A 23,572-nucleotide genomic window follows, 5' to 3' on the forward strand; every position below is an offset into this window, starting at 1 on the left:
CTCGTGGAAGCAAAACCAAATACACCGCCGAGCAAAAGCACAAGGCGGGTTAAGGCCAACTTTTTGTGCTGAAGCTGTTGGCCTCATCGCGAGCAAGCTCGCTCCCACAGGTGTAATGAGTGTCAGCGCTGTTTCAGGCGGTCAATCACGACGGCCAGAAGCAAAATCGAACCCCGGATTACATACTGATAAAACGTATCGATGTTCTTCAGGTTCATCGCATTTTCGATGATCGCCAGAATCAACACCCCGGCGATCACGTGCCGGATCATGCCGATCCCGCCACTCAACGACACCCCGCCCAGCACGCAGGCCGAGATCACCGTCAATTCGAAACCCTGGCCGATCATTGGCTGGCCGGAGGTCATGCGCGAGGCCAGGATCACCCCGGCCAACGCGCCGATCACACCGTGCACGGCGAAGATGATGATCTTGGTCCGGTCGACATTCACACCGGCCAGCAGCGCCGCTTCCTGGTTGCCGCCGATGGCCATGGTGTTGCGCCCGTAGGTGGTGTAGTTCAGCAGCCAGCCGAAGAACAGGAAGCAGACGATGGTGATCAGGATCGGTACCGGCACGCCAAACATCTGGCCGTTACCGAACACAAAAAACGATTCCTGGGACACCCCCACCGCTTTGCCGTTGGCGAAGATGTAGGCCAGGCCGCGCACGATCTGCATGGTCGCCAGCGTGGTGATCAGCGCATTGACCCGCAGCTTGGCGATCACTATCCCGTTGATCAACCCGACGATCAGGCCCATCACCAGCGCGGCACAGACACCGAGAAACACGCTGTCGGTGTCGCGCATCACCACCGCCGCGACCACCCCGGCACAAGCAATCACCGAGCCCACCGACAAGTCGAAATGCCCGGACGCCAGGCAATACAACATGGTGCAGGCAGCAATGCCGGTGGTGGAAATCGCCAGGCCCAGGCCACGCATGTTCAGCGGTGAAAGGAAGTTGTCGATCAGCAAGGTACAGGCGACAAAGATGCCGACCGCCGCCAGCAGCATCACCCAGTCATCAAGGAAGCGCCGCAGGTCCAGCGGTTTGCGCGTGGTCGGCAGGGTGTTGTTTTGGGTTGTCATCATAGTCACCTCTCAGTTCGCCACGCCGTCGGCGCGTTGGCGCGGCAAAGCCAGTTGCAGCAGGTTGGATTCGTTAGCCTGTTCGCGGCTCAGTTCGCCACCCAGGGCGCCTTCGCACAGCACCAGGATGCGGTCGGAAATGCCCATGACTTCCATCAAGTCGCTGGACACCACAATCACCGCGATCCCCTTGGCTGCCAGGTTATGGATGATCTGGTAGATCTCGGCCTTGGCACCGATGTCGATGCCGCGTGTGGGTTCGTCGAGCAGCAGCACTTTCATCGGCATCGACAGCCAGCGGCCGAGAATGGCCTTCTGCTGATTGCCACCGGACAGGTACATGATTTTTTGCGCCGCGTTGGGCGTCTTCACTTTCAGCGCCTTGATCTGCTGCTCGGCGTTGTCCTTTTCCCACAGGCCACGCAACAGGCAACCGAAGGTGGAATGGGCGCCGCGCGCACTGATGTTGATGTTCTCGGCGACGCTGGCCAGCGGCAGGATGCCTTCCTTCTTGCGGTCCTCGGGGCACAACAGGATCCCGGCGGCAATCGCGTCCCGGGGTGAACGCAGCTTCAGTTCATGGCCTCGAAGTTTCAGCTGTCCGGCGCTGTGGCGCGCCAGGCCGCTGAGCAGGCGCAACAGCTCGGTGCGACCGGCCCCGACCAGCCCGAACAGCCCGAGGATTTCGCCTTTGTGCACCTCGAAACTCACTGGCTCGCGCAACCCCGGCCCGAGCAGTCCGTCGACCTTGAGTGCCACCGCGCCGCGCTGGCGCGGGCGGTAATCGTAGATGTCCTGGATGTCGCGCCCGACCATGCAGGTGACCAGTTGATCGTGGGTCAGTTGGCTCATGTCATCGAACGTGCGCACGTAGCGCCCGTCCTTGAACACCGTCACCGCGTTGCAGATGCGAAACACCTCTTCCATGCGATGGGAGACATAGAGCACCACTTTGCCTTCGTCCCGCAGCCGGCCGATGATCGCCATCAAGCGGTCGATCTCCCTTGCCGAAAGGCTGCTGGTGGGTTCGTCGAAGGCAATCACGTGGGCGCCACGGGACAAAGCCTTGGCGATTTCCACCAGTTGCCGCTGGCCGAGGGACAGGCGCCCGACTTTCTCCTGCGGGTCGATTTCATCGGCCAGGCCTTTGAGGCAGGCCAGTGCCTGCTGGCGCAGGGTGCTGCGATTGATCAGGCCGAAGCTGGCTGGCAGATGCCCGAGAAACAGGTTCTCGGCCACGGTCATTTCCGGCACCAGATGCAGCTCCTGGTGGATCACCGCGACGCCACTGCCGATGCTGTCGGCGGTGGACTTGAAGTCCATCGTCCGCTCGCCGATCTGCAAGGCACCGCTGCAAGGCGTGTAGGCCCCGCCGAGAATTTTCAGCAGTGTCGACTTGCCGGCACCGTTCTCGCCCATCAAGGCGTGAACCTGTCCCGGATGGGCGACGAAGCTGATGTTGTCCAGCGCCTTCACCCCGGGAAAGGTCTTGCCGATCCCGTTGAAGCGCAAGCTGCCGGTAAGGCTGTGTTCGTGTTGGATTGTTTGCGCGTGCATAACCACCTCTTCACACCGATCAGGCGACCCCGCCGCCGAGGCCGCCGCTGAAGTCAAACGGCCGTCAGTTCCACAGGCCGATCTTTTCCAGTTCCTGCTTGAAGTTGTCGCGGGTGATCAGCGTCACGTCATCCATGGCGGTGTACTTCGCCGGTTCTTTGCCGGTGGTGACCCACTCGTACATCATGCTGGCGGTGTTGTAGCCCTCGATGTGCGGGCTCGGCAGCATCGAGCCGTAGAAGCCGCTGTCGGGTTTCTTCAGCTCGCCGATGGCGTCGGTACCGTTGATGCCGATGCCGATCACGTTGGCCGCGGCGAAACCGGCGCTCTCGGTGGCGCGCACACCGCCGAGGACGGTGTTGTCGTTCATGCCGCCGATGATCAGGTTTTTCGCCGCCCCCGGCAGTTTCACCAGGGCCGAGTTGGTGGCGTCCATGCTGCCCGGCACGTCGAGGGTCTTGAGGGCCGCGAACAGGATGTGGTCTTTCGGCATGCCGGCATCCTGCAGCGCTTTCACCGAACCGTCGGTGCGCTTCTTGCCGGTGTCGAGTTCGTTGTAGGTGTTGATCACCGCATAGGTGTCTTTCCAGTCCCAACCGCGTTTCTTCGCTTCGGTCGCCATGGCATTGCCTTGTTTCTGGCCGACTTCGAAAGCGGCCATACCGAGGTACGGCACGTCTTCCATGAACTTGCCGCTGGCATCGACGAAACGGTCATCGACGGCGATCACTTTCAACCCGTTGAGTTTGGCCTTGGCCATGATCGCCGGGCCGAGGGACACGTCCGGCGGGCAGATCACGAACCCCTTGGCGCCGTTGGCCGCGAGGCTGTCGATGGCAGAAAGGGTTTTCTCACCGTCGGGCACGGCGATCTTGATCAGGGTGAAGCCCTTCTCTTTCGCGGCCTTTTCGGCAAAGGCCCACTCGGTCTGGAACCAGGGTTCTTCGGCCTGCTTGACCAGGAAACCGATCTTCACTTCCTCGACTGCCAGCAGCGTGTTGCTCAGGCTGAACGCCGAGACCGCCAACGCGGCACAGCACAGGGAACGGATAGCATGACGACGATTCATAAGCTGACTCCTTGTTATTTTTCTTGAGCACTCGTTGAAAGCGTTCTTTGTTAACCAACGGGCGGTAAAAACATACTGCCAATAGTCATATCGTATGATGATTGGATTTCAGGCGTAGCAAGGCGCCGGAAAGCCCGATCACTCAGTCGTGGTACATCACCGAGCGACCACCATCGATGGTGATGCACGAAGCATTGATGAACGGCGCTTCATCACTGGCCAGGAACACAGCGGTCATTGCCACTTCGATCGGCTGCCCGATGCGACGCGGCGGGTGCAGGTCAAACGCGCGCTGGCGTTCGGCGTGGGGGTCGGCAAAACCGTTCCAGTAATCGACGTTCAACTGGGTTTCGATGTAGCCCGGCGCAATCGCGTTGACGCGCACACCCTTGGGCGCATATTCGATGCCCAGCGCGCGGGTCAGGCCGAGCAGGCCATGCTTGGCCACCGGGTACGGGAAGCAGCCAGGAATGATGTGGGTGGAATGGGTGGACGCGATATTGATGATGCTGCCGACGCCCTGCTCGATCATCTGCGGCAGCACCGCCTTGCAACCGTACCAGGCACCATCGAGGTCGATGGCAAAGCAGCGACGCCAGTCTTCCTCGGTCATTTCCAGCGGATCGCGGAATACGTTGACCCCGGCGCAGTTGACCAGCACATCGATCCGGCCGTGCAGGTCGATCGCCAGCCGGGCCATGGCGTGCAGGTCCTGCTGACGCGACACGTCGGCCTTGATCGCCACCACATCGGCGCCCTGGTCTCGCCAATGCGCCGCGACCTTCTCGACTTTCTCGGCCTGAATGTCGCTGATGATCAGCCTGGCCTGCTGGGACGCGAAGGTCGCCACAATCGCTTCGCCAATACCCTGGGCGGCACCGGTCAGCAATACGACCTTGTTTTTCAGGCGTTCGCCCCTGGGCGGTTCGGGCACCGGTGGCAATGACAGTGGTTCAGCCATGGATCAAGACTCCTGTTCGAAAACACGACGAAAACCGGGCATCTGTCGATGTCCGGTCAAAGGGCGCTGGGTAGGAAACAGGTGAGTGCGAAAACGTTTCAGCCTGGAAACGTTCTGAGGCACAGGCTCCGCAAGGGAGCACGGGGGAACTTCGCTGCATCACTTCACCTGTTTTGTTTTTTTAAGTGTGAGTGCATGTAACTGGTGAGGCCGACTATAAACCCGGCCTGCGACAAATCTCAATATATATATTTACATCCCATATTCCGGGATTTATCCAGCAAAGCGCGTGCAATGTTTTCCAGCCACATCCACTGCGATCGACAACACAGCCCCATCCAACGGATGGCCCAGCGGACTGGCCGCGCTGGTGATGTACAGGGTTTTGAGGTCTGAACCGCCGAACACGCAACTGGTGGGACGACTGACCGGCAGTTCAATGATCCGATCGACTTTGCCGTCCGGACTCAACCTGAGCAGGCACTTGCCGTCCCAACGGGCATTCCAGATAAAACCTTCGGCATCCATCGCTGAACCGTCCGGGACGCCACGCTCGTGCGGACCAAACCAGACCTGCGGCGCATCGAGGGCTCCGTCGGTACGGATGAAATGTCGATACAAGGTGCCGTCGAGGCTGTCGCCGAAATACACGCTGGTGGCGTCATCGCTCCACAGCAGCGTGTTGGGAATGCCCAGATTTCGCAGCAACGGCGCAACCCGACCGGCGCGATCGATGCGGAACAGTCCACCGGAACGGTGGACGATGGGCAGGTCTTCGCCGTTTGCGCCGATGTTGTTTTGCATGGTGCCGAGCCAGAGCCGGCCTTGGGCGTCGCAACGGGCTTCATTGGGGCGGTTGCCCGGTTGCGGATCCGCAACGCAAAACAGTGTCAGGCGCGGCGCCAGGCCCGGTGAATCGAGATCGAGCCGATACACGCCGCTGCTCAATGCCACCAGGGCATCGCCGCTTTCGCAGGGAATGAACGCCGACACGTGCTCCGGCATCTGCCAGATCTGCACGTTGGCGCCGATCAACCGCAACGCCTGCTTACCGGCGATATCCACCCAGTACAGGGCTTGGGTGGGCGCATCCCAGAACGGGCTTTCGCCCAGTCGTGCCCGATGCTCGGTCACCGCAGTCCACGCCATGAAACCTCCTGCGTTGTTCTTGTTTTTATTGTGTAGGAGCCAGCTTGCTCGCGAAGGTGTGCCAGTCGACTTGGTGGTAGCTGATATACCATCGCGAACAAGCTCGCTCCTACAGTGGTTCGAGCTGTCAGCTGGCTTTTTTATCGGCCATGACTTGCGGGTAGTAACGCTTGATCGCAAGGTCCGCGTTATCGATCAGGGTCATGCAGGCCCAGACACCCCGGGCGGTATCCCGGGCCGCGATAGCCTCGGCCAGGTCCCGGTGAATCGGCAAGGTGCGACGCAGTTCATCCGGGTCGGCGGCGGACACTTCAAAGGCCACCGCCAGCAACGCGCCGAGGGCGGGAACCATTTGTTCAATGAATTGATTGTGGCTGGCGGCGAGGATGCACTCGTGGAAGAACTGATCGGCGCGGTTGTAATCGATGCCGCTGTCCACCGCCCGTTCCAGCGCGTTGCAGGCCAACAGGATCTCGTTCACCTGTTCGCCGGTTGCGCGCTCGCAGGCCCAGCGCACGGCCATCGGTTCGATGGTGCGGCGCAGGTCGAGCAGATCGTCGACGAAGTTTTCCGGTAAGCCGCTGCGCGACAACCAGCCAACGACTTGTGGATCGAAGAGGTTACAGCGCCGCACTGGCAATACCCGCGTGCCGACTTTCGGCCCGACCTCGAGCATGCCTTTGGCAACCAGGGTCTTGATGGCTTCACGGATGACCGTGCGGCTCACGCCGAGTTGTTCGCCGAGGTCGGCTTCGACCTTGAGTGACTCACCTGGCTTGACCTGCCCCGTGGCGAGCCAGCAACCCAGCCAGTCAACCGTCGATGCATGAAAGCTGCTGGACATGGACACCTCAATGCCGTTCGCGATAGAGGCCCACGCTAATCATCATATGATTGGATGTCAATTTGATTTTTTGAGTGTTCGCAAACCCCCTGTGGGAGCGAGCTTGCTCCCACAGGGGTATGGGTCAGGGTTCGAGACCGATGGGGAAGAACTCGCCGCCACTCCATACACCGAGCCAGCGCTGGCCGTCGATCTCGCGACTCACCGCCAGCTCCACCAATTGATAGAACACGTTGCGATGGATCAACGCTTCAAGATTGCTGCGCACATGCACGTAAGGGGCAGGCTCTTGCGTTACCGGGTCGATGACCACACGCAGGAGGTGCTCGGCGCCGGCCTCGGTGGTTTCATCGACGTTGGTGGTAAAGCGCAACACCTGCGCCTCGCCCTCGCCTTCCACGTCCACCGCAATCGCCACGAACGGCGCATCGTCGACCTTGATCCCGACCTTTTCCACCGGTGTGATCAGGAAATAATCATCGCCGTCGCGGCGAATGATGGTGGAGAACAGTTTGACCATCGGCTTGCGCCCAATCGGCGTGCCCAGGTAATACCAGGTGCCGTCCCGGGCGATGCGCATGTCGATGTCGCCGCAGAAATCGGGATTCCACAGGTGCACCGGCGGCAAGCCTTTGGTCTTGGGGATTTGCCCCAGCAAGTCGTTGGCTTTTTGCGGGCCACTCATGGCGTTCTCCTTGAAATTACTGGTCGCTGAGCCCCAGCAGGCTGCGCGCGTATTGCTCCAGCGGCGGGCCCATCAGGTCTTCGGGTTTTTTATCGTGGAACGTCAGTAAACCGCCACGACTCTTGATGGTTGCAGTATCAATCAAATACTGGGTGCTGGTCTCGATCAACATGATCTGAATCATACCGCTGTCGATGCCGAGACGATCCAGGGCTTCCTGGTCCAGCCACTCGTCCGAGTTGCCGATACGGTCGTCAGACTTGGCAAACCGGGTGTAGAGCAGATAGTGCGCACCGGCCGCACGGGCTTCGCCCATGGCCTGGTCGAGGCCTTCCGGCGTACGGGCACGGCGGACCATCGGGAAATATTCGACGAAGCCGTCGAACGCGACTTCGGCAATCACGTTGGGCCGCGGATAAACGGCGCTGCCCGGCGGCATGAAAGCGCCCTGGGCGATGTAGACGAACGAGTCCGGCTGAATGCGCAGGTTGTTTACGCGACGGCTGTCACTGTGATCGAGCAGCCCCGCATCGCTCATATGGTAACGAGTCCCTTCGGCCATATCGCTGACGTTCATGCAGCCACCAAGTGCCAAAACGGCCAGCAGCAAAACCAGGCTACGCATCCTATCCTCCAGAGGCCGGTGTCGGAAAACCGGCGAATGGCCGTAGGATGCAGCTTTTGCGCCAGCTCATGAGCAGTGGCATCTGACAGTCCGAATCGCGAGCAAGCTCGCTCCCACAGGGAATTGCATATCACCTGTGGGAGCGAGCTTGCTCGCGATTGCGGAAGATCAGCCGCCGATAATCTTCATGACAGTCGCGCCGCCAGAGAACGCCACTTCCTGCTTGTCACCCAAGGCTTTCACCAGCAGCCGCTGCAGGGCCGGCAGGGCCTGATGGCGTGGCTTGTCCAGCAGGTCACCGATGTAATGGCGATTGCTCGACGACAGGCAGCCATGCAGCCACCCGGTGGAAGACAAACGAAGTCGCGAACAGGTACGGCAGAAAGGCACGCTCTCGTTGGCGATCACGCCGAAATAACCCTGGCCGGGAATTTCATATCGAACAGCCGTCGCATCGACCGGGGCATCGGCTTGCAGGTATTCGTAGCGTTCGCCGATCAGGCTCAGCAATTGCTGGAGACTGACGAACTGCTGCAGAAAGGCATTGGAATCGTTGGCCAGGTGGCCCATGCGCATCAGTTCGATGAAGCGCAGTTCATAACCGCGCTCCAGGCAGTAGTCGAGCAGCGGCATCACTTGATCGAGGTTCTGTCCGCGCAGCGGCACCATGTTGACCTTGATCTTCATGCCGGCCGCACTGGCCTCACTCATGCCGTCGAGCACGGTGGCCAGGTCGCCGCCCCGGGCAATACTGCGGAACGCACTGGCGTCGAGAGTATCGAGGGAGACGTTGAGGCGCCGGATACCGGCGTTCACCAGCAGCGGCAGTTTCTTCGCCAGCAACTGGCCATTGGTGGTCAGGCTGATGTCTTCCAGGCCCATCTGCCCGACCGCCGTCATGAACGCCTCGAGTTTCGGGCTGACCAGCGGCTCGCCGCCGGTAATGCGCAGACGCTCGATGCCCGCCGCTTCAATCAGATAAGCCACGCCGCGCGCCATGGCTTCGGCCGACAATTCATCCTGCGCAGCCACCAGCCGCTTGCCGTTGGGCACGCAGTAGGTACAGGCATAATTGCAGGCTGAGGTCAGACTGATTCGCAAGTTGCGAAAACGCCTGCCTTGACGATCAACGATCATGGTCACTCCGGCGGAAGAATATCGGGCCGCTAAAACTTGACTCAGAAATCAAGTTTTAGCAAGTCCTCTACCTGAGTATATTCCTGCGCTACTGCGCCATGTAGCGAAATCATGGCGCAATAAGGCAACTGAATGGCTCAGCTGCCGGAAGTGTCGGTGTCACGCTTGCGCTTGTTGCCCATGCGCACGCCGATGTCCATCAGGAACTGGAAGAAACCTTCCTGATCTTCCAGCACATTGCTCCAGAACGGCGAGTGATACAGCGCGACGGCACCGTGCACCAGCGCCCAGGACGCGCAGTAGTGGAAGTAAGGTGGCACGTCTTCCAGCTTGCCTTCGCTGATCCGGCCCTTGATCAGCAAGGTCAGGCGTTCGAAGTTCGAGGCACGGATCTTGTGCAGCTCCTCGATCATCTCCGGCACCTGGTTGCCCTTGACCACTTTCTCTTCGAGGCGGTCGAACAGGCGATAGCGTTGAGGATCGCGCATACGGAATTCGAAGTACGCACGGGACAGGGCTTCCTTGTCCTTGTCGACATCGGCCGAATGCAGCAATGCGTTCAAATCGCGCTCGTAGTCGAGCATCAGGCGCAGATAGATTTCCGCCTTGGATTTGAAGTGCTTGTAGATCGTGCCTTTGCCGATACCGACGGCATCAGCAATCATCTCGACGGTGACACTGTCTTCACCTTGTTCGAGGAACAGCTTGAGCGCGGTATCGAGAATTTCCTGCTCGCGGCGACGAAACTCACGGACCTTACGAGGTTCTTTATGCATAAGAAAAGGTCTGTCGGGGTCAAAATTCGAAGCCGCGTATTATGCCTAACTTGCACAAAAATGCACGGATCATCCGACCATATCTGTGCTTTCTGGTCATTCTGCGCACGTTTACAGCTTGATGAGAACTCTTCCGAAGCGCACGTATTCCAAATTTGTTTAAAAACCCGCGCCCCCAAACTGGACTAGGCGCAATCCTGATCAATACTTGAAATGTCGGCGGGGCATCTCCCCCAAGTGTCACGCTGATATTGGTACCAACGGACCGCGTGCCATTGTTTTACTCCTAATGGTCTTAACCCGGATTCACCCCCCAGAACCCGGGTTTTTTTTTGCCTGCGATTTAACCTTTTACGTGTGCCAGCGGGAACAGCCGCTTGAAATTGGCCGTGGTCTGCTCGGCAAACCGCTCGTAGGATTCACCACGCAACATTGCCAGAAATTCCGCTACTTCACGCACGTACTGCGGCAGGTTTGGCTTGCCGCGATAGGGAATCGGCGCCAGATATGGCGAGTCGGTTTCCACCAGCAATCGGTCGGCCGGCACCTTGCTGGCCACATCGCGCAACGCATCGGCATTGCGAAAAGTGACAATCCCGGACAGGGAAATGTAATAGCCCATGTCCAGCGCGGCCTTCGCCATTTCCCAGTCTTCGGTAAAGCAATGCAATACGCCCGCCTGGGGCAGCGCCGCCTCACGCAGCAAGTCCAGGGTATCGGTGCAGGCGCCACGGGTGTGGATGATCACCGGCTTGCCGGTCTGCTGCGCCGCCTGCAGGTGCAGGCGAAAGGATTCCTGCTGCAACTGCGCCGCTTCCGGCTCGTAATGGTAATCGAGGCCGGTTTCGCCGATGGCGACCACACGCGGGTGATTGAGTTCCTGCAACAGCCAGTCCAGCGCTGGCGCGGCGCCCGGCTGCACATCCAGAGGGTGCACGCCCACCGAGCAGTCGACATCGTCATAGCGTTCGGCCAGTGCCTTGACGTCGGCCGCGTTGTCCGCGCTGACTCCAATACACAGAAAGTGCCCTACCCCGCGTTGCCGGGCAGCCTCCAGGGCAGCATCCAGGGAGCCGTCGTGGGCGGCCAGGTCGAGGCGATCAAGGTGACAATGGGAATCTACGAGCATAAGGGGCTGCAACTTACATCGAATGGATGGGACGGTCGGGTGTACTGATATTCAGAGTCTAGGCGCAGGCAGTCATCTTTGGGCAGGCAACGACGCCCATTGCACCAGCAATGCCTCCAGCAGCAAGGCCGGATTGAGGTTGGCCTTGCTCAAGACTTTCTGTCGCTGGGCGAGGATCCAGTCCTGAATATCGAGGACCTTGCCCTGGGCGCTTTTCTGCGCCAGGTATTGCACGACTTTGCGCATGTCGGCCAGGCCGAGGCCGGCTTCGTCCTGGGTCAACTGATAGCGCAGGATCAGGCTCGACCAATCGCAGAACCAGTCGAACAGGCGCAACATCGGAATGTTTTTCCATTCTTCGGCCAGTTGCGTCGGCGACTGCTGTTGCTTGAGGAGTTTTTTCACCCCTTCGACCACTTGAGTGCGCTGTTCACGCACGCCCTGGGCCTGAAGATTGACCGCCGCCAGTGGCGAACCGGCAGCCAGCGTCAGCAGTTCGACGCGCTCTTCTTCGGAACACTCCGGCAATGCCTGAGCCAGCCACTTCAAGCTCATGGCCTCGCCCGGCAGCGGACAGGCCTGCTGAACGCACCGACTCTTGATGGTTGGCAACAAGCGGCTCGGCTGATGGCTGACCAGCAACAGAACGGTATCGCCGGACGGTTCTTCAAGGCTTTTGAGCAAGGCGTTGGCGGCGTTGATGTTCATCGACTCGGCCGGCTCGATCAGCACCACTTTGCGCCCGCCCAACTGCGCGGTCTGCACCACGAAACCGACCAGGTCGCGAACCTGGTCGACCTTGATCGCCTTGTCGGCTTCTTCCGGCTCCAGGATGTAGTTATCCGGATGGCTGCCAGCCTTGAGCAGCAGGCAGGATTTGCATTCGCCGCAGGCTTGCAGCGCGTTCGGGCGCTGGCACAGCAAGCTGGCCATCAAGCGCTCGGCCAGTGCCCGCTTGCCGATTCCGGCAGGGCCATGCAGCAGGTAGGCGTGCGCATGCTGGGTGCGACCGGCCAGTTGCTGCCAGAGGTTTTCCTGCCACGGATAGGCCTCAGCCACGGCTCAACTCCAGCAGGCGCGGCAGCAAGGCATCCAGCGATTGCTGAACCTGTGCCAACGGCTGGGCAGCATCGACCAGCACATAACGCGCCGGATCCGCCTTGGCCCGCTTGAGGAAGGCACTGCGTACCGCGTCGAAAAAGGTCCGGCCTTCGAGCTCGAAGCGATCCAGACGACCACGAGCGCTGGCGCGGGCCAGGCCGACCTCGACAGGCAGATCGAAAATCAGAGTGAGGTCCGGGCGCAGATCGCCCTGGACGAAGGTTTCCAGGGTCGCGATGCGCTCCAGCGACAAGCCGCGACCGCCGCCTTGATAGGCGTATGTCGAGTCGGTAAAACGATCACACAAGACCACGGCACCGCGGGCCAGCGCCGGGCGAATCACCTCGGCCAGATGCTGGGCACGCGCCGCGAACACCAACAGCAACTCGGTATCCGGGTTCATGACTTCATCGACCGGGGCCAGCAGCACTTCACGAATGCGCTCGGCCAACGGCGTGCCACCCGGCTCGCGGGTCAGCACCACCTCGATGCCGGCGGCGCGCAGGCGCTCGGCCAGGTATTCGCGATTGGTGCTCTTGCCGGCGCCTTCCGGGCCTTCCAGAGTAATAAACAAGCCAGTCACAGGCAGTCCTTAATCAGAGTCATTGCGGGCTTTTCGGTGCGCTTGCATCGGGTTCGGGCGTTTCAGGGGCTGGCGCAGGATCTTGCGTCGGTACTTGCGGCAGCCCCTCGGGAGCCGTGTTCGGTGAAGCGGCCGGGATCGGCGCCTGCTCCTGCGAAGACTTGGCCTCCTGCATACCGTTTTGCTCAGCCTGGATTGGCGGCATCTCGGGCGCAGTAGCGGGAGCCGGGCTGGAGCGGTAATCGGCGCGGCGCTTGATCTGGAACTCCTTCACGGCATTGTTGTGGGCATCCAGGTCATCGGAGAACACATGGGTGCCATCGCCACGCGCCACGAAGTAAAGGCTGTTGCCGTCCACCGGATTGAGTGCCGCATGGATGGCTTCGCGACCGACCATCGAAATCGGCGTCGGCGGCAATCCCGCATTCATGTAAGTGTTATACGGCGTCGATTCCCTTAGGTGAGCCCGGGTCAGCTTGCCGCTGTAGCGGTCGCCGAGGCCGTAGATCACCGTCGGGTCGGTCTGCAGCAGCATGCCCATCGCCATGCGCCGCACAAACACGCCGGCAATCTGCCCGCGCTCCTGCGGTACGCCGGTTTCCTTTTCCACCAGCGAAGCCATGATCAGCGCCTGGTAGGGTTCGGTGTACGGTGTATCTGCAGCGCGCTTCTCCCACTCCTTGGCGAGCACTTCATCGAGGCGGTCGTAAGCGGTTTTCAGCACCTCGACATCGGACATGCCCCGCACGTAGCGATAAGTGTCAGGGAAGAAGCGCCCTTCCGGAAAAATCCCGGTGTGGCCGAGCTTGTCCATGACCTGGCTATCGCTCAAACCGTCGAGGCTATGTTCGAGCTTCTCTTCCCTGGCCAGCGCTGCGCGGACCTGACGGAAACTCCAGCCTTCGACCAGGGTCAGGCTGTACTGAACCATTTCCCCGCGTTTCCACAGGTCGATCAGGCCTTCGACGGTCATGCCGGGCTGAATGCGGTATTCACCGCTGTGCAGGGGTTGTCTGGCGAGGTTGAAGCGCCAATACACCCGCAGCCAGAATGCGTCCTTGATGACGCCGTTGGCTTCGAGTCGGTAGAGGGTGCGGGTCGGCGTGGTGCCCTTGGGCACATCCAGCAATTGTTCCTGGGTAATGTTCAGCGGCTGTACCAGCGCCGAATGAATCTTCCAGGCTGAAGCACCCATCAGCAGCCCCGCCAGAACCACTCCGGTTTCCAGCAGCAGCAAGAGTTTACGTCTCACGTATCAAGCATCCAGTAGCACACGGGCAATGGTTTGGAGTTTACGGGTGAGCGGCCCAACCGGCCAGTGAAGAGCAGCATAGGCGCGCACCGGCCAGACACCATACACGCTGTTGCAGACAAAGACTTCGTCAGCCCATTGCAGCTGTTCGAGGGGGATATCGGTGATTTGCGTGGGGATTCCCAGCGACTTGGCCTGAAACAATATTTCTGCGCGCATCACGCCTGCCACGCCGCAGCGCTTGAGGTCAGCGGTGATGAGCACGCCATCACGCACCAGGAACAAGTTGCTGAACACACCCTCAATTACGCGCCCGGCCTGATCGAGCATCAAGCCTTCGGCATGCTCGGTGTCCTGCCATTCGGCACGGGCGAGGACTTGCTCAAGACGATTGAGGTGCTTGAGGCCAGCCAGTAATGGTTGCCTGGACAATCGCGTGACGCAGGGAAACAGGCGAACACCCTGCTCACCGTGCGCGGCAGGGTAAGCCGCAGGCGGACTGCCTTGCACAATGCGTCGGGCCTGGGCCGAAGGATCGGGGGCATAACCGCGCAGACTGTCGCCACGGGTGAGAATGAGCTTGAGCACCCCGTCACCCAGTGCCGCGGCGTAGGCCAGCAGTTCGCTGCGGATCAGCTCCTGCTCGGCTGCTATCGCCAGACGCGAACAGCCGTCCGCCAGGCGCGACAGATGCCGGTCCAGCAACACGGGCTGGCCGCTGCGCACGGCGATGGTCTCGAACAGACCATCGCCATAAGCCAGGCCGCGATCCTTCAGCGACAAAGCGTCAGCCGGCTGACCGTCGACCCAGCTGTCCATCAGCCTGCGAACCGACGGAACACCAGCGAACCGTTGGTGCCGCCAAAACCGAAGGAGTTGGAAACGACCACATCGATATCCATGTTGCGCGCCGTGTGCGGCACAAAATCGAGATCGCAGCCTTCGTCCGGCTCATCGAGGTTGATGGTCGGCGGCGCTACCTGGCTGTTGATTGCCAGCACGCTGAAGATCGCCTCGACCGCGCCCGCCGCACCCAGCAGGTGACCGGTCATGGACTTGGTGGAACTGACGGCCAGCTTGTAGGCGTGCTCGCCGAATACCGACTTGATCGCATTGACTTCGGCCAGGTCGCCTGCAGGAGTCGAGGTGCCGTGGGCGTTGATGTACTGCACTTGATCGCCATTGATTTTGGCATCGCGCAGCGCATTGGTGATGCAGCGCGCAGCACCCGCACCATCGGCTGGCGGCGAGGTCATGTGGTAGGCATCGCCACTGGTGCCGAAGCCGATCAGCTCGGCGTAGATGGTCGCGCCACGCGCCTTGGCGTGCTCGAGTTCTTCCAGTACCAGCGCACCGGCACCATTGGACAATACGAAGCCATCGCGGCCCTTGTCCCATGGACGGCTGGCGCGGGTCGGCTCGTCGTTGCGGGTCGACAGCGCGCGGGAAGCGCCGAAGCCGCCCATGCCCAGACCGCAGGCCGCCATCTCGGCGCCGCCGGCAATCATCACGTCAGCTTCGTCGTACATGATGTTGCGGGCCGCCATGCCAATGCAGTGTGTACCGGTGGTACAGGCCGTGGCGATGGCGTAGTTGGGTCCCTGTGCACCGAGGTGGATGGACAGGAAACCGGAAATCATATTGATGATCGAGCCTGGCACGAAGAACGGAGAGATCCGTCGTGGGCCGGTCTCGTGCAGCGTGCGGGCGGTTTCTTCGATATTGGTCAGACCGCCAATACCCGAGCCCATGGCCACGCCGATACGCTCACGGTTGGCGTCAGTGACTTCCAGACCGGCATTGCGTACCGCCTGAAAACCTGCGGCCAGACCGTATTGAATGAACAGGTCGAGCTTGCGGGCTTCCTTGACCGACAGGTATTCCTCGACATTGAAGTCCTTTACCGAGCCGCCAAAACGGGTGGAATAGGCAGAAAGGTCGGTGTGTTCGATCAGACCAATGCCACTGCGGCCAGCCAGAATGCCCTGCCAGCTGCTCGGCACATCCGTGCCCAGTGGCGACAACATACCCATACCGGTGACTACGACGCGTCTACGCGACACAGCACTCTCCTTTTTTCAAATGACGACTTTGCATCAGGCCTAAAGAAAAAACCGCACGCCATGATGGCAGTGCGGTTTTTCCATGACAGCGAGCAACGATTACAAACTATTACGCCTGGTGGCTAGTAACGTAGTCGATTGCAGCTTGTACAGTAGTGATCTTCTCGGCTTCTTCGTCAGGGATTTCGGTCTCGAATTCCTCTTCCAGAGCCATCACCAGCTCAACGGTGTCAAGGGAGTCGGCACCCAGGTCTTCAACGAAGGAAGCAGTGTTGACCACTTCTTCTTCTTTAACGCCCAGTTGCTCAGCAACGATTTTCTTGACGCGCTCTTCGATGGTGCTCATACCTTGTTTTCACTCCTAATGGACAAATTCAGGCAGCTGGCCAGTGGGTAAGTGTATAGAAAGGCTTTTCAGCTTTTCAACTGAAAGCTTCACTCCTCGAACCCGGTGACCCTCTGCCTATAAATAGATTGCAGCTTTATAACGGATTTTAGACAGCTCGTATGACATTTTTTTGAAGCAATCCGTCACATTTGAATTACATGTACATCCCGCCGTTCACCGGGATTGTAGCTCCGGTAACGTAAGCCGCACCGTCCGACGCAAGAAAAGCGACCACGGACGCGATCTCTTGAGCCTGCCCCAGACGACCCAGCGGAATCTGCGACTGCAAGGCTTCACGCTGTGCCTCGGGCAGTTCACGGGTCATATCGGTATCGATGAACCCAGGAGCCACCGAGTTTACCGTAATCGAACGCGAACCGACTTCGCGCGCCAGAGCACGGCTGAAACCTTCCAGACCGGCCTTGGCGGCAGCGTAGTTTACTTGGCCTGCGTTGCCCATGGCACCCACAACCGAGCCAATACTGATAATTCGGCCCCAACGAGCTTTGGTCATGCCGCGCAAAACGCCCTTGGACAGGCGGAACAGACTGTTCAGATTGGTATCGACAACGTCGTGCCACTCGTCGTCTTTCATGCGCATCATCAGGTTATCGCGGGTGATACCGGCATTATTGACCAGAATCGCCGGCGCACCGAACTGCTCCTGAATGCTCGCCAGAACACTTGCCACGGACTCGTCGCTGGTGACATTGAGTTCCAGGCCAGTGCCCTGAATACCGTTTTCCTTCAGGGTCGCGGCAATGCGCTCAGCACCCGACGCGGAGGTCGCGGTACCAACAACGATGGCGCCCTGACGACCCAGTTCCAGGGCGATAGCCTGGCCGATGCCACGGCTTGCACCGGTGACCAGTGCAACTTTACCTTGCAGACTCATGCAAGCTTCTCCTGATTCAGGCCAACGCTGCACGGGCGGCAGCGAAAGCGTCTGGGGTATTGAGGTTGGATGTCGACACGCCTTCGGCGCAACGCTTGTTCAGACCGGCCAGCACTTTACCCGGGCCACACTCGACCAGGTTGGTCGCGCCCTTGGCGGCCAGTGCCTGGACCGATTCAACCCAGCGTACTGGCTTGTACAGTTGCTCGAGCAGATCGCGCTTGAGGGTTTCCAGATCGGCCGGCACCTGGGCACTGACGTTCTGCACCACTGGAATCTGCGGTGCCTGCCAGTCGATCGCCGCGATCGATTCTGCAAAACGCTCGGCAGCCGGGCGCATCAGCTCGCAGTGCGACGGCACGCTGACCGGCAACGGCATGGCGCGCTTGGCACCACGTGCCTTGCAGCCTTCGATGGCGCGCTCGACGGCAGCCTTGGCACCGGCGATGACCACCTGGCCCGGCGAGTTGAAATTGACCGCGCTGACCACTTCGCCTTGCGCCGCTTCGGCACAGGCTGCCAGTACGTCAGCATCGTCCAGACCCAGGATGGCGGCCATGCCGCCCTGCCCGGCCGGAACGGCTTCCTGCATCAGCTGGCCACGACGCTCGACGAGCTTCACCGCATCGCCCAGGCTCAGACTGCCTGCCGCGACCAGCGCGCTGTATTCACCCAGGCTGTGCCCGGCAACGTAAGCCGGGCGCGCACCACCTTCGGCCAGCCACAAACGCCACAGGGCGATAGAGGCGGTCAGAATGGCTGGCTGGGTTTTATCGGTTTGATTGAGTTGCTCTTCCGGCCCTTGCTGGGTCAGTGCCCACAGGTCGTAACCCAGTGCATCGGAAGCTTCTTTGAATGTTTCAAGGACAACCGGATGTTGCGCGCCCAGCTCGGCCAGCATGCCGAGGGACTGCGAACCCTGTCCTGGAAAGACGAATGCGAGGGAAGCAGACATGTAACAAGCCCCTAATGATCTTGTCGTCGGAGAGTTGGCGCCCCGCTTTGGGGACGCAAGAAACTGACAGTTGGATGGCCCATCGAACCAAGCGGTCACATTTAAGCATTGTCCGACGAAAACGCCTAAAGCAACAAATCCTCCAGACGACCGTGCAGGCGCTCGGGAAGATTCTCCTGAATCTCGATCAAGGCGCGCTGAATGGCACTCTGAAACCCCTGAACCCCGGCAGAACCGTGGCTTTTCACCACAATGCCCTGCAAGCCGAGAAAGCTCGCACCGTTGTGCCGGGCAGGTGCCAGATCGGCCTGCAGGCGCTTCATCAGCGGTAGTGCAAGCGCACCGACCACGCGAGAGGCTACGCTCTTCCTGAACAACGCTTCGATGCGCCCGGCAATCATGGTCGCCAGACCTTCGCTGGATTTGAGCAGGATGTTGCCGACAAAACCGTCACACACCACCACATCCGCTTCGCCACGGTACAAACCGTCGCCCTCGATAAAGCCGATGTAATTGATGCCACGGGCGCCTTGCAACAAAGTCGCCGCCAGCTTGACCTGTTGATTGCCCTTGATGTCTTCGGTGCCGATGTTCAGTAACGCCACCCGAGGACGCGCTATGCCCAGGGTCTCGGCCGCAACCGAGCCCATGACCGCAAACTGCAACAGATGCTCGGCACTGCAATCGACGTTGGCGCCCAAGTCGAGCAACTGGCAATAACCCTTTTGTGTCGGAATCGCCGCCACCATGGCCGGACGATCAATGCCGGGCAAGGTCTTGAGCACGAACCGCGACAACGCCATCAGCGCACCGGTATTACCGGCACTGACACAAGCCTGGACCTTGCCGTCACGCAACAACTCAAGCGCCACGCGCATCGACGAGTCGGGTTTGCCGCGCAAGGCCTGGGCAGGCTTTTCGTCCATGGTGATGACTTCGGACGCTGGCATTATCGACAGGCGCGCGCGATCCACAGCCGGATGGCCAGCGATCAGTTCTTCAAGAAGGGAGGGTTGACCGACGAGGGTCAGGTGCAGCGAGGGTGTGGCAGACAGACAAGCAAGGCTGGCCTGGACAATGCTGCGGGGACCGAAGTCCCCGCCCATTGCGTCAATCGCGATGACTTGAGCGGACAAGTGATTACTCGTCAGCGCCCTTGTCGATCACTTTACGGCCACGGTATACGCCTTCTGGCGATACGTGGTGACGCAGGTGAACTTCACCGGTGGTTTTTTCTACAGACAGGGTGCTAGCCTCGAGAGCGTCGTGCGAACGGCGCATGTCACGGGCAGAGCGGGATTTTTTGTTCTGCTGAACAGCCATAATTGATTAACTCCTAAACGTTTGGGTCACGCTTTAACTGCGCCAATACACTGAACGGGTTGGACCGCGTTACCTCGTCCTCGCTCGGTTCGGGCTCATCTGCTCCCGCCGGCTGCTGGCATTCTTCCGGATGATGAGCAGGCACAATGGGCAAGGCGAGCAGAAGCTCCTCCTCGATCAGTGACTGCAGATCCAAAGGATCTTCGCCCAGTTCCAGCACGTCATAACCTTTCGGCAACGACTGGGTATTCGCACCCTCCTTCACCACAGCGTAACTGCATTCGCTATGGATCGGCAGGGTGACCAGCTCAAGACAACGCTGGCAAACCATTTTGACTTCAGTGTCGATAAAGCTGTGGATGACCACAGATTTACGTTCATCTCGTTCAAAAACGAATTTAGCCTGCACCGTACCGACATTGTCGGAAAGCGGGTCGCAGAGTCTCTCCAAATCGGCCAGCAGCATTTCACCTTGAAGGGTGGTGCCACGATCAGCCAATTTGCGCGGGTCAACGTGAGGTGGAATCGGGTCATTCAACATAGGCGCAGCATTATAGGGATGCACCCGCCCATGTCAAAGGAAATTCAGCCCTGTCCGTCACTTGGAAGCCTCGCTAGAATTCGCACACGCCTTATGGAGTTGTGCATGCTGCCTTTATTACTCGCTTCCAGCTCGGCCTATCGCCGGGAATTGCTGACCCGCCTGCAGCTGCCTTTCACTTGCAGCTCGCCGGATATCGACGAAAGCCATCGCCCGGGCGAGTCCGCCATCGAGCTGGTCAAGCGCCTCGCCGAAGAGAAAGCGCGCGCCCTGGCCGACAGCCATACCGCTCATCTGATAATCGGCTCCGACCAGGTCGCCGTGCTGGGAGAGCGGATTATCGGCAAACCCCACACATTCGAAAAAGCCCGGGAACAACTGCTGGCCGCCAGCGGTGCCAGCGTGACGTTCCTCACCGGCCTGGCCCTGCTCAACAGCCAGACAGGGCACTGCCAGGTCGATTGCGTGCCGCTCACCGTACACATGCGCACACTCGACGCACCTCGCATCGAACGCTACCTGCGCGCCGAACAACCCTACGACTGCGCAGGCAGCTTCAAGGCCGAAGGCCTGGGGGTCAGCCTGTTTCGCAGCACTGAAGGACCTGACGCCACCAGCCTGATCGGCCTGCCGCTGATTCGCCTGATCGACATGCTGCTGGCTGAAGGCGTACAGGTTCCCTGAATCCCGATACCAAAAAACCGGCCACGCAGGCCGGTTTTTCATGTCATATCAGAATCAGCGCAGCGACGGACCGTTAAAACCCATCCACATCGCCAAATGCTCAGCAACGCTGGCGCCGAGCTTTTTCGAAAAGCGATCGAATGGCGATTCCTGAACGGTGAAGTCCACCAGCTCTTTCTCACCGATCACATCCCGCGCAACCGAACTGGCATTACCCAGCCCATCGATCAACCCCAATGGCAGTGCCTGCTCGCCGGACCAGACCAGGCCAGAGAACAACTCCGGATGCTCCTTGTCTTTCAAGCGGTCGCCACGACCCTGCTTGACGCTATTGATGAACTGCTTGTGGGTCGTATCGAGCACGCCCTGCCAGAAGGCGGTTTCTTCCGGCTTCTGTGGCTGGAACGGATCGAGGAACGACTTGTGCTCGCCAGACGTGTAGGTACGACGTTCGACACCCAGCTTCTCCATGGTGCCAACAAAGCCATAACCGGCTGCCGTCACACCGATGGAGCCGACCAGGCTCGCCTTGTCGGCGTAGATCTGATCCGCCGCACTGGCGATGTAGTAAGCGCCGGAAGCCCCCAGATCGGAAATGACCGCATAGAGCTTGATGTCCGGGTGCAGACCGCGCAGACGCTTGATCTCGTCATAGACATAACCCGACTGCACCGGACTGCCGCCCGGGCTGTTGATGCGCAGGATGACGCCCTTGACCTTCTTGTCCTCGAAAGCAGCACGCAAGCTGCCAACGATATTGTCTGCACTGGCCGACTCCTTGTCGGCAATCATGCCTCTCACATCGATCAACGCCGTGTAATTGGCACTAAGGGTGCCGGCCTTTTCCATATCCATCAGAGGCGAAAACAGGGCAATGGCGCCGAACAGATACACAAAAATCAGAAACTTGAAGAGTATCCCCCAGCGACGGGACCGGCGCTGCTCCTGTATGCCGGCGAGCAGGGTCTTTTCCAGCAGTTTCCAGCTTTTGTCGTCACCGCTCTCTGCGCTCGCCTTGGCGGGCGCCTTCCATTCGTCGGTCATGCCATCCACCCCAAAAACAACCGGTTAAGCCCGCTGATTCAGCCAGGCATGCAATTCTGAAAAACGGTCGATGGCCAGTCGCGGCTCATACAACCTCAACGCATCGATCGATTGAGCGCCATAACTGACGGCCACCGAACCCATACCGGCGTTGCGCGCCATCTGCAAATCAAAGGACGAATCACCCACCATCAACGCCTGTTCCGGGCGAACCTCGCAATGGGCGAGAATCTGTTCGAGCATCAGCGGATGGGGCTTGCTGGCGGTTTCGTCGGCGGCGCGAGTGATATCGAAGTAATTCTCCCAGCCATGGGACTTCAACACCCGATCCAGCCCGCGACGGGCCTTGCCGGTCGCCACAGCCAGATGATAGCCCTCGGCACGAAATGCCTCGAGCGACTCGACCACACCCTCGAACAGCGGCGAAGGCTCAGCCTCCGACGCGATGTAATGCTCAGCATAGTGCTCGCGGAACGCGATCAGCTCGGCGTCGCCGATTTCGGGGTACAGGGTGCGGATCGCTTCCGGCAAGCCCAGGCCGATGATGCCCTTGACGGCCAGATCATCGCGCAGCTCAAAACCGGAACGCTGCGAGGCAACGTGCATCGCCTCGACAATCCGACCAATGGAATCGGCCAGAGTGCCGTCCCAATCAAAGATCAACAGCTTGTAGTCAGATGGGCGCACTCAATCGCTCCACGGTTTTGGCCCACATCTCGTCGACCGGCGCTTGCAGCTTCAGCTCACCACCATCGGGGAGCGGCACCGTCAGCATGTAGGCGTGCAGGAACAGGCGCTTGCCGCCCAGATCGCGGATTTCCTTGCTGAAACCTTCGTCGCCATACTTGGTGTCGCCAGCGATGCAATGCCCGGCGTGCAAGGTATGGACGCGGATCTGGTGAGTCCGGCCGGTAATCGGCTTGGCTTCGATCAGGGTGGCAAAGTCGCCAAAGCGGCGCAGGACCTTGAACACGGTCACGGACTCCTTCCCCTCCTCCTCGTCGACCTCGACCATCCGCTCGCCGGAGCGCAGATTGCTCTTGCCCAGCGACGCACGGACTTGCTTGATCGAGCTCGCCCAGTTACCGCGGACCAGCGCCATGTAGCGCTTGTCGACGCCATCACCGCGCAATGCGGTGTGCAAGTGGCGCAACATGCTGCGCTTCTTGGCGATCATCAACAGGCCGGACGTATCACGGTCGAGACGGTGAACCAGTTCGAGCTCTTTGCAATCGGGGCGCAACTGACGAAAGGCTTCGATCACCCCGAAAGTCAGGCCGCTGCCACCATGAACAGCAATGCCCGCGGGCTTGTTGATCACGATCAGCGCCTTGTCTTCGAAGACAATCGAGGCCTCGAGCCGCTGCAACAGGCCTTGTGCCAGCGGCACCGGTTCGTCGCGCTCAGGCACGCGAACCGGCGGCACGCGCACGATATCGCCCGCCTGCAGCTTGTACTCGGGCTTGATCCGACCTTTGTTCACGCGCACTTCGCCCTTGCGCAAAATGCGATAAATCAAGGTCTTGGGCACGCCTTTGAGTCGGGCGAGAAGGAAATTATCAATGCGTTGGCCGGCATATTCCGGCGAGACCTCAAGCAGTTGTACGCCTGGAGTCGGGGGGGTAGTCGTCGTCATGGCGCGGATGATAACAATTTTTTATGGAATTGAAGCACTTAATCATTGCTGCTATAGTCGCGAACGTCGCCAAAAGCGGCCTGG

26 protein-coding genes are annotated in these 23,572 nt (G+C 59.9%); 1 reads left to right on the forward strand and 25 read right to left on the reverse strand.

Features of this window, described 5'->3' with window-relative positions:
- Positions 1–122 precede the first annotated feature (122 nt).
- From araH to PSJE_RS10265, 22 genes are all read right to left on the reverse strand, one after another.
- Positions 123–1,091 (reverse strand): L-arabinose ABC transporter permease AraH, encoded by a 969-nt coding sequence (gene araH / locus PSJE_RS10160; protein ID WP_090457976.1) that lies wholly within the window; start codon positions 1,089–1,091, stop codon positions 123–125.
- 12 nt (positions 1,092–1,103) lie between these two features.
- Positions 1,104–2,648: an L-arabinose ABC transporter ATP-binding protein AraG gene (gene araG / locus PSJE_RS10165; protein WP_090457185.1), complete on the reverse strand. Its 1,545-nt coding sequence runs from the start codon at positions 2,646–2,648 to the stop codon at positions 1,104–1,106.
- 64 nt (positions 2,649–2,712) lie between these two features.
- Positions 2,713–3,717, reverse strand: a complete 1,005-nt coding sequence (locus tag PSJE_RS10170) for a substrate-binding domain-containing protein (RefSeq protein WP_090457187.1) — start codon at positions 3,715–3,717, stop codon at positions 2,713–2,715.
- A 142-nt stretch (positions 3,718–3,859) separates the two neighbouring features.
- Complete coding sequence (locus PSJE_RS10175; protein ID WP_090457189.1) at positions 3,860–4,678, reverse strand: SDR family oxidoreductase; 819 nt, start codon at positions 4,676–4,678, stop codon at positions 3,860–3,862.
- A gap of 273 nt (positions 4,679–4,951) precedes the next feature.
- The gene (locus tag PSJE_RS10180) at positions 4,952–5,827 is read right to left on the reverse strand and encodes an SMP-30/gluconolactonase/LRE family protein (protein ID WP_090457190.1); all 876 of its coding nucleotides are present in this window, start codon (positions 5,825–5,827) and stop codon (positions 4,952–4,954) included.
- 127 nt (positions 5,828–5,954) lie between these two features.
- A complete protein-coding gene (locus PSJE_RS10185; protein ID WP_090457192.1) occupies positions 5,955–6,671 on the reverse strand; it encodes a FadR/GntR family transcriptional regulator in 717 nt (238 codons plus the stop codon).
- A 124-nt stretch (positions 6,672–6,795) separates the two neighbouring features.
- Positions 6,796–7,356: a DUF1285 domain-containing protein gene (locus PSJE_RS10190; RefSeq protein WP_090457194.1), complete on the reverse strand. Its 561-nt coding sequence runs from the start codon at positions 7,354–7,356 to the stop codon at positions 6,796–6,798.
- Positions 7,357–7,372: 16 nt separating this feature from the next.
- On the reverse strand, positions 7,373–7,981 hold the full coding sequence (locus tag PSJE_RS10195; protein ID WP_057713723.1) for a DUF4823 domain-containing protein: 609 nt from the start codon (positions 7,979–7,981) through the stop codon (positions 7,373–7,375).
- A 168-nt stretch (positions 7,982–8,149) separates the two neighbouring features.
- Positions 8,150–9,118: a GTP 3',8-cyclase MoaA gene (locus PSJE_RS10200; protein WP_090457196.1), complete on the reverse strand. Its 969-nt coding sequence runs from the start codon at positions 9,116–9,118 to the stop codon at positions 8,150–8,152.
- A 137-nt stretch (positions 9,119–9,255) separates the two neighbouring features.
- Complete coding sequence (locus PSJE_RS10205) at positions 9,256–9,894, reverse strand: TetR/AcrR family transcriptional regulator (protein WP_007977040.1); 639 nt, start codon at positions 9,892–9,894, stop codon at positions 9,256–9,258.
- Between the two features lie 343 nt (positions 9,895–10,237).
- On the reverse strand, positions 10,238–11,023 hold the full coding sequence (locus PSJE_RS10210) for a TatD family hydrolase (RefSeq protein WP_090457198.1): 786 nt from the start codon (positions 11,021–11,023) through the stop codon (positions 10,238–10,240).
- A 72-nt stretch (positions 11,024–11,095) separates the two neighbouring features.
- A complete protein-coding gene (locus PSJE_RS10215; protein ID WP_090457200.1) occupies positions 11,096–12,082 on the reverse strand; it encodes a DNA polymerase III subunit delta' in 987 nt (328 codons plus the stop codon).
- The gene (gene tmk / locus PSJE_RS10220; protein ID WP_057713719.1) at positions 12,075–12,707 is read right to left on the reverse strand and encodes a dTMP kinase; all 633 of its coding nucleotides are present in this window, start codon (positions 12,705–12,707) and stop codon (positions 12,075–12,077) included. The genes PSJE_RS10215 and tmk overlap by 8 nt, the downstream gene beginning before the upstream one ends.
- A gap of 19 nt (positions 12,708–12,726) precedes the next feature.
- Positions 12,727–13,959, reverse strand: coding sequence for an endolytic transglycosylase MltG (gene mltG / locus PSJE_RS10225; protein ID WP_090457202.1), 1,233 nt, complete (start codon positions 13,957–13,959; stop codon positions 12,727–12,729).
- A gap of 3 nt (positions 13,960–13,962) precedes the next feature.
- Entirely contained in the window at positions 13,963–14,778 is an 816-nt protein-coding gene (gene pabC, locus PSJE_RS10230) for an aminodeoxychorismate lyase (RefSeq protein WP_090457204.1), read from the reverse strand.
- Positions 14,778–16,022, reverse strand: a complete 1,245-nt coding sequence (gene fabF, locus PSJE_RS10235; RefSeq protein WP_057713716.1) for a beta-ketoacyl-ACP synthase II — start codon at positions 16,020–16,022, stop codon at positions 14,778–14,780. The genes pabC and fabF overlap by 1 nt, the downstream gene beginning before the upstream one ends.
- A 109-nt stretch (positions 16,023–16,131) precedes the next feature.
- Positions 16,132–16,368 (reverse strand): acyl carrier protein, encoded by a 237-nt coding sequence (gene acpP / locus PSJE_RS10240; RefSeq protein WP_003175607.1) that lies wholly within the window; start codon positions 16,366–16,368, stop codon positions 16,132–16,134.
- Between the two features lie 196 nt (positions 16,369–16,564).
- Positions 16,565–17,305 carry a 3-oxoacyl-ACP reductase FabG gene (gene fabG, locus PSJE_RS10245; RefSeq protein WP_090457205.1) on the reverse strand — a complete coding sequence of 247 codons (741 nt, stop codon included), beginning with the start codon at positions 17,303–17,305 and terminating at the stop codon, positions 16,565–16,567.
- Positions 17,306–17,321: 16 nt separating this feature from the next.
- On the reverse strand, positions 17,322–18,260 hold the full coding sequence (gene fabD, locus PSJE_RS10250; protein ID WP_008050436.1) for an ACP S-malonyltransferase: 939 nt from the start codon (positions 18,258–18,260) through the stop codon (positions 17,322–17,324).
- A gap of 125 nt (positions 18,261–18,385) precedes the next feature.
- Complete coding sequence (plsX, locus tag PSJE_RS10255; RefSeq protein WP_079246722.1) at positions 18,386–19,396, reverse strand: phosphate acyltransferase PlsX; 1,011 nt, start codon at positions 19,394–19,396, stop codon at positions 18,386–18,388.
- A gap of 4 nt (positions 19,397–19,400) precedes the next feature.
- Positions 19,401–19,583, reverse strand: coding sequence for a 50S ribosomal protein L32 (gene rpmF, locus PSJE_RS10260; RefSeq protein WP_003179396.1), 183 nt, complete (start codon positions 19,581–19,583; stop codon positions 19,401–19,403).
- Positions 19,584–19,596: 13 nt separating this feature from the next.
- Positions 19,597–20,124 (reverse strand): YceD family protein, encoded by a 528-nt coding sequence (locus PSJE_RS10265; RefSeq protein ID WP_007942001.1) that lies wholly within the window; start codon positions 20,122–20,124, stop codon positions 19,597–19,599.
- Between the two features lie 105 nt (positions 20,125–20,229).
- Between PSJE_RS10265 and PSJE_RS10270 the strand changes: the two genes are divergently transcribed.
- Entirely contained in the window at positions 20,230–20,808 is a 579-nt protein-coding gene (locus tag PSJE_RS10270) for a Maf family protein (RefSeq protein WP_090457206.1), read from the forward strand.
- Positions 20,809–20,862: 54 nt separating this feature from the next.
- Here the strand turns inward: PSJE_RS10270 and PSJE_RS10275 are convergent, their stop codons facing one another.
- Genes PSJE_RS10275 through rluC form a run of 3 tightly spaced genes read right to left on the reverse strand, consistent with a single transcriptional unit; the run spans position 20,863 to position 23,488 of the window.
- Entirely contained in the window at positions 20,863–21,852 is a 990-nt protein-coding gene (locus PSJE_RS10275) for a S49 family peptidase (RefSeq protein WP_090457207.1), read from the reverse strand.
- 24 nt (positions 21,853–21,876) lie between these two features.
- Positions 21,877–22,539: an HAD-IA family hydrolase gene (locus PSJE_RS10280; RefSeq protein ID WP_057713711.1), complete on the reverse strand. Its 663-nt coding sequence runs from the start codon at positions 22,537–22,539 to the stop codon at positions 21,877–21,879.
- On the reverse strand, positions 22,526–23,488 hold the full coding sequence (gene rluC / locus PSJE_RS10285; RefSeq protein ID WP_007977058.1) for a 23S rRNA pseudouridine(955/2504/2580) synthase RluC: 963 nt from the start codon (positions 23,486–23,488) through the stop codon (positions 22,526–22,528). The genes PSJE_RS10280 and rluC overlap by 14 nt, the downstream gene beginning before the upstream one ends.
- Between the last annotated feature and the right edge of the window lie 84 nt (positions 23,489–23,572).

Origin of the sequence: Pseudomonas jessenii (assembly GCF_002236115.1) — a bacterium.
Classification (GTDB): Bacteria; Pseudomonadota; Gammaproteobacteria; order Pseudomonadales; family Pseudomonadaceae; genus Aquipseudomonas; species Aquipseudomonas jessenii.